Raw genomic sequence first — 6,154 nt, 5'->3', positions numbered from 1 at the left:
CGGGAGATGGAATGATTCAGTGCTCCCTCCAGAGTATCAAGCTCAATATTGCCTTTAAATTTCACACAGGCTGTGAGATTGCAAATGCTGGTATCTGGCTCCAGCAGTTCGGTAAACCACACTCTCCTTTGGGCATGGGTTAAAGAATAAGTATGTTCGCTCAACGGATTCCCTCCAGTTCTCATAATAAGAGGATAAGAAAATGTAGAAAAAAGCAGAAAAATGACAATAAAAGAAATTATATGACTATATAATCCATATATGCACTATATTAACGGATATTTTTTAAAGTACAATAAAAAACATTAAATTTTTATAACATTTTTTTGAATATAGTATTATTTCTTTATTTTTCGTTTCTTTTTTTATCAAATTTCCGGATATAAAGTGATAAAAGTATTGTTTTACATAAGGTCTTATACACTACTTTTTAATCGGACTAATTTTCTTTTGTGCATCATTCTTCTAATTGTTGGAAGGTTCGACAAAGCGTTATTACAGACATAAAAAAACCTGTTTTCTCTTGGAAAACAGGTCTGCCGCTATTATTGATTTGCCAAAATGACAGCGATTTGATCCTCAATATCTTTTCCATCCTCTTCATCAATCAATCCATTTAGAAGAATAGAGAAAACAAGTTTTTTTCCGCTCTTTGTTTCTGCGTACCCCGATAGAGAGCTTACCGTACTGAGCGATCCGGTTTTTGCTCTTACTTTTCCTTGTGCAGGAGTGTCTTTCATGCGGTTTCTCAGCGTTCCGCCCACCATTCTGTCAGGATTGCCCGCAACAGGTAAAGAATTTAGATAAGCCGAGAACCAACTCTGATCCTGAATGTCATATAACAGCTGTGAAAGTTGATCTGAGGATACAGCATCAATATGTGAGATTCCTGATCCGTCCCTTAAGACGAGTGATTTAGAATCAACACCAAATTCCGGAAGCGTACTGTTTAACACTTCGAGCCCCTTTTCCCAGCTCCCTTCTCCTTTTTTCACTTTCCCCATCTCTTTTACGAGCACTTCGGCATGTCCGTTATTACTTAATTTCATGAACGGCACAAAAAGTTTCGATAAAGGCATTGAGCGATGAGAGAGCAGCACATCTGAAGAACTAGGTGCTTCACCCGTCTTGATGTCCCCTTTCACAGTAATACCTTGTTTTTTTAGTGACTGCTTAAATAAATCTAAGGCATATCCGGCAGGCTCCCAGACAGAAATCCATTCCTTTGTCTTGTTTGCGTCAACCGGTACGCTCCCTTCAATTTTAATCGTGTTTGTTCCATGCTCTCTTTCGATTGTGAGGTCTTTCTCTGAACCGGCAGCAGTCGTTTCAGCATCGTTCTTTATCGTTATATAATCGGTTTTCGGAGAGATAGACACGGCAGGCTCTTCCCCTTCTTTTTGATTTGGGGTGACTTCAACAATCACAGTGCCTGCATCATAGTCTTCGTTTGGAGACGCTGTTAGAGCGGAGATTGGCGCGCCATAATATGTGTATTCATCGCTCCAAGGCATATCAGGTGATAATCGCATGTTATCATGCCACGTATCATCACCGATCAGATTGCCTTTAATTACTTTTACGCCGGAATGTTTCAATTTCTCAGCCATTTTGTCAAAATCAGATGGTAAAAGTGTCGGATCGCCTTTCCCTTTCAAATAAAGGTTACCATTCAGCTTTTTCCCTTTCAGTATTCCATCCGTCCGGACCTCGGTTGTAAAAGAATAGTTCTCGCCAAGGACAGAAAGTGCCGCGGCTGCTGTCAAAAGCTTTAGAGAAGAGGCAGGCCTCATTCGGGTTTCTCCTGAATGTTCATATAGAACAGCACCTGTTTCCGCAGAGCGAACGGTGATGCCGGCCATTGCGCCTTCGAGGGCAGGATGATCAGCTAAAATCTTATCGATCTGCCCGGAAAGTGCATCTTGTTTTTCAGCGGCAAGCGCAGCCTGATGCATATAAGGCACCGAAGCAACGACGAAAAGCAGTAAAACAGCAACATAAAGCTTTATGCTTTTTTTCATTCATTTCCCCGCCTCTCTGCGCTTCATCATTGGCTATTGATGATTTAGTTCAATGGTGATACTTGTTTTAGCTGTCGTTTCTTCTCCCGGCTCCAGCACTTGTAAACCAGTGAGTGATGAAGGTAAATCAAGATTCACGGCGTTTGTCACCCATGTGTAAGGTTCAGGGCATAAATACCCTTGTTTTCCGTCCGCATTGTATACAACCCAATGGTTAAACTGTTCATCTGCCTTATAAATAATGCTGATATGTGCATGCTGATAATAAATGACTGCCTGGTTTTCTCCGCCCCTCTTCTGATAAGAAGATAAAAAGGCATCATCCAGCTGCTTGTGGCGCAAATCCATTCCTTCATGCAAAGCTTCTTTATTCGGTACATCCATCAGTTTCCCTGTCGGCAGCAGGCGTTCATCCAACTCCCATTGCTGATCTGCTGTCAGGGAGAATAACGAGCTTTCTGCCGGAAACACAAATGTAGTATGATAACCAATTCCCCAAGGAAACGCTTCCTTTCCTTTGTTCATGACCGTCGCATGTTTAAATAGGGTATTCTCCTTGATCGTGTATGTCATCCGAACGACGGCATGGTGAGGAAATTGCTTATACACATGGGGAAGCTCAGAAAGATCAATTTCTGTTTCAACAATCACTTCTTCATCAGTTTGCTTCGTGGTCACGACATTCCACTTTTCATGGTAAAGAAACCCGTGAAGATGGTTGTGTTTATCCTTCTCGTTGATATCAAAATGATACGTTCTGCCCCGGAAACTGAATGTACCGTCACTTATGCGGTTAGGCGGGAACAGGATTGGAATGCCATACAATGTTGGTGTGTCGTGAAAACTTTCTGCTGTTTCCGGTTCACGCAAAAGCTGGACATTTGTTGTTTTGTCCACGAGAGAAATGACGTTGCTCCCCCACTCAGGGACAACAATCATTTCTAGATGTTCGTTGCCCGCTTTGATGGCCGGCGTTCCCAAATACGTGATTTTCTCAATAAAGTTTGCCATGTTTACTCAACCTCTCCTTGATTCATTGCTAGTATAAGAATTCAATGTACTGTACCATATTTCCTCCATTTTATATTTTCCCCTATCAAATAAAAAAACACCGTTCAAACTTATGAACGGTGTGATTCGGAGGCTATTGGATGAGACGTGTGATTTGTTTCTTTTTCCAGACGAATTGATAATACCCATAAATCAACAGCAAGCTAACGGCAAACGCAGCTGGATAACCAACCCAGACGCCGAGTATTTCAAGCTTTGTATAGTGAGAAAGGACGAAAGCGACAGGCACCTCTACTCCCCAGATTGCAAAAATACTGATGACGGTCGGCCATAAAACTGTTCCGCTTGCCCGCATCGTTGCAGAAATAATTTGGGCATTTCCAAACAGCAAATAGCTCCACAGTGTAATCATCAAAAGACGGTGCGCAATGTAAAGCGTCTCTTGCTCGGTTAAAAATAACGATAAAATCTGATGTGAAAAAACATAGATCAGAATGATCAGTACGCCGCCAATGATATAATTCAGCCAAATCCCAACGCGAATGACCTGCTTTAAGCGGTCAAACTCGTTTGCTCCGATCGATTGCGCAGCGAAAATAGAAACCGCAATACCAAGGCTGACGGCCGGCATCTGTACATAGCTGGCCACCTGGTTGACCACTCCGTATGCAGCTGTTGCATTAGAGCCGTAATGATTGACGAATGAAATAACCGCTATCTCTGATAATGAGACAAGAATCATATTGATGCTTGCTGGGACCCCAAGACGCAGCAGGAGAACCAGCAGTTCCTTATCCATTTTCAAATAACGACGCACTGTTTTATCAAATTGCAGCGGGTGTTTTCGCTTTCGTAAATACACCATTAACACGAGAAAAGTCGCAATCGTAGAAATGACAGTTGCATATGCCGAGCCGTATATGCCCAGTTTCGGAAAACCAAACATGCCAAGGATTAAGACAGGCAAAAGCGCGATGTTGATAACCGTGCTCACAATCAGCGTATAAAACGGTGTCTTGGAATCTCCTGTTCCGCGCAAAAAGGTAGTATATGCAAAATATAAAAACATAAACGGCATAGCATAAAATAAAATACGTGCATAGTTAGCGCTGACATGAATGACATTTTCAGGCGTGCCCATTAAACGAAGGATATCCAGGGTGAAAATACTGCCGATGACGGCTAACACAACGCCTAATAAAAATGTAAACGTGAGCGTCGTCCCGACAACAGCCTTTAGCCGTTCCTCATTTTTCGCTCCGTAAGCTTGTCCGATCAGAATCGAACTTCCTGAACCGATCCCAATCGTAAATGAGATTAAAAGAAAAAATAACGGGAAAAAGGATGATACAGCTGCCACTGCATCAACACCGAGCCATCTGCCTACAGCCATCATCCCGACTAGCTGGCCGACTGATTGCAGCACATTGCTCAGCAGAAGCGGCACTAAAAAGAGTGACATCGACCGCCAAACTGATGGTTTGCTTTTCTTTTGAGTTACAAGAGGTTCTTGTGATGTTTCCATATTAAAGGACTCCTTTATTTGAAATCGTTTTTAAACATGCCCTCATTTTTTGACAAAAACAGGATATGTAACATGTTATTATTCATCACTGCACTTATGAAACCCTTCCCGATTCTTCTAATTTTACACATCTTTTTAGCTTATGAAGAATAAACTAGCAAGTAATGGCGTATTTTTTGTGAGTAAAAGAATAAAAAATAATTTATGCAAAAGTATTGTAATCTATCCGTAATTATTGTAACATTTGTAACATAAGAGAAAGAGATTTTGAAGGAGAGAGCGATAATGAAAAAATGTCTTCTATTTCTAACAACCATTGCACTTATTCTGTCATTAAGCACAAATGCATTTGCGAAAAATACATCAGGCGATTTATCACAAAAACAAGCATTACAGTTGGCATTATCCGCTAGAGAACATTTTTGGAACACCATGAGCGGCCACAATCCGAAGGTGAAAAAAGCAGTTTGCCCATCAGGCACATTCGAGTATCAAAATCTTCAATATGTATACATGTGCAGTGATCTAGGCACTAAAGCAAAAGCGGTGAATTATTTAACTCCTATTTTTACAAAAACAGCAATCGAAAAAGGCTTTAAAGATTATCATTTCACTGTTTCAAAAGGAAAACTTGCTGTTCCAATCGGTGACGGAGACAATCTTTTGAATTGGAAAAAATCAACTGCTAAACTGATCTCTAAAAAAGGCAGCACAATCACATACGAATTTACCGTCCCTACATTAGACGGATCCCCTTCTGCAAAACGGAAAGTGACATTTGTGAAAGAAAATAAAAAATGGAAAGTCAATCAATTTGACGCAGTTATATAAGAAAAACGCCCGGTATAAGCGGGCGTTTTTTATTTGGTTTGCATAAAGAAAGACAACAGGCGAAAAGTGCCTGTTGTCTTTTTGTGAATATAACGCTCTAGGAGAGATTCGAACTCCCGACCTGCAGTTTAGGAAACTGCTGCACTATCCGCTGTGCTACTAGAGCTTTTGGTATTTATATAGTAGCTCTGATGATCAATATTTTCAAGCGATTTGTATTAAAGCCCTCCAAAAACCTTATATGCGGCTCTTGTCGTATCTTCATCAATACCGATATACCGCATTGTAATTGATGGTGATGAATGATTCAGTATTCTCTGCAGCTCGGCGATGTCTTTCGTTCGCTGATAAAAATGATAGCCAAACGTTTTCCGGAGTGTATGCGTCCCTATCTCCTCAAGTCCGCACGCTGCAGCGGCCTCTCTTAAAATTCTGTAGGCCTGAATGCGGGAAATCGGCTTCCTGGTCCGCACTGATTTAAAAAGATATTCGTTTTCCTTCATGTCTTTCGTATACTCGTATATTTCCTGTTTCAGCGATTCTAAAATAAGAATCTTTCTTTTCTTTTTCGTTTTGCTTTCAGTCGCCCATAAATGATCTTTATTTTGAACGTCCTTCACTTGCAGCGGCAGAATATCAGAAATACGGAGCGCGCTGTTGATGCCGAAAATAAACAGAAAATAATCCCGCTTGTTTTTGTTAAGCAAATACTGTTTGACTTCTTGGATTTTCTCTAGACTGCGAATCGGCTGTACAATATGCATCA

6 protein-coding genes and 1 tRNA gene are annotated in these 6,154 nt (G+C 41.0%); 1 reads left to right on the top strand and 6 read right to left on the bottom strand.

The features are described from left to right. From RAC86_RS33960 to RAC86_RS33945, 4 genes are all read right to left on the bottom strand, one after another. A partial coding sequence (locus tag RAC86_RS33960) for a condensation domain-containing protein (protein WP_377886570.1) occupies nucleotides 1-164 on the bottom strand: 164 nt, incomplete at its 3' end. Between the two features lie 381 nt (nucleotides 165-545). Then, a complete protein-coding gene (gene dacB / locus RAC86_RS33955; protein ID WP_377886569.1) occupies nucleotides 546-2,021 on the bottom strand; it encodes a D-alanyl-D-alanine carboxypeptidase/D-alanyl-D-alanine endopeptidase in 1,476 nt (491 codons plus the stop codon). Between the two features lie 33 nt (nucleotides 2,022-2,054). Next, nucleotides 2,055-3,032: an aldose 1-epimerase gene (gene galM, locus RAC86_RS33950; RefSeq protein ID WP_377886568.1), complete on the bottom strand. Its 978-nt coding sequence runs from the start codon at nucleotides 3,030-3,032 to the stop codon at nucleotides 2,055-2,057. Between the two features lie 133 nt (nucleotides 3,033-3,165). Continuing rightward, complete coding sequence (locus RAC86_RS33945; protein ID WP_004399508.1) at nucleotides 3,166-4,557, bottom strand: MATE family efflux transporter; 1,392 nt, start codon at nucleotides 4,555-4,557, stop codon at nucleotides 3,166-3,168. 285 nt (nucleotides 4,558-4,842) lie between these two features. Here RAC86_RS33945 and iseA point away from each other — a divergent pair, with 285 nt between their 5' ends. Beyond that, the gene (gene iseA / locus RAC86_RS33940; RefSeq protein WP_004399558.1) at nucleotides 4,843-5,388 is read left to right on the top strand and encodes a DL-endopeptidase inhibitor IseA; all 546 of its coding nucleotides are present in this window, start codon (nucleotides 4,843-4,845) and stop codon (nucleotides 5,386-5,388) included. Between the two features lie 93 nt (nucleotides 5,389-5,481). Here iseA and RAC86_RS33935 read toward each other — a convergent pair. Together RAC86_RS33935 and RAC86_RS33930 are read right to left on the bottom strand one after the other, a co-directional pair. Further along, nucleotides 5,482-5,554, bottom strand: a tRNA-Arg gene (locus tag RAC86_RS33935). A 52-nt stretch (nucleotides 5,555-5,606) separates the two neighbouring features. Further along, on the bottom strand, nucleotides 5,607-6,152 hold the full coding sequence (locus tag RAC86_RS33930) for a site-specific integrase (RefSeq protein ID WP_003231473.1): 546 nt from the start codon (nucleotides 6,150-6,152) through the stop codon (nucleotides 5,607-5,609). Nucleotides 6,153-6,154 lie beyond the last annotated feature (2 nt).

The sequence above is a fragment of the Bacillus sp. LR_5 genome (genome assembly GCF_042709275.1).
Note: the sequence above shows the minus strand (reverse complement) of the source record. Positions and strands in the feature narration are given on the sequence as shown.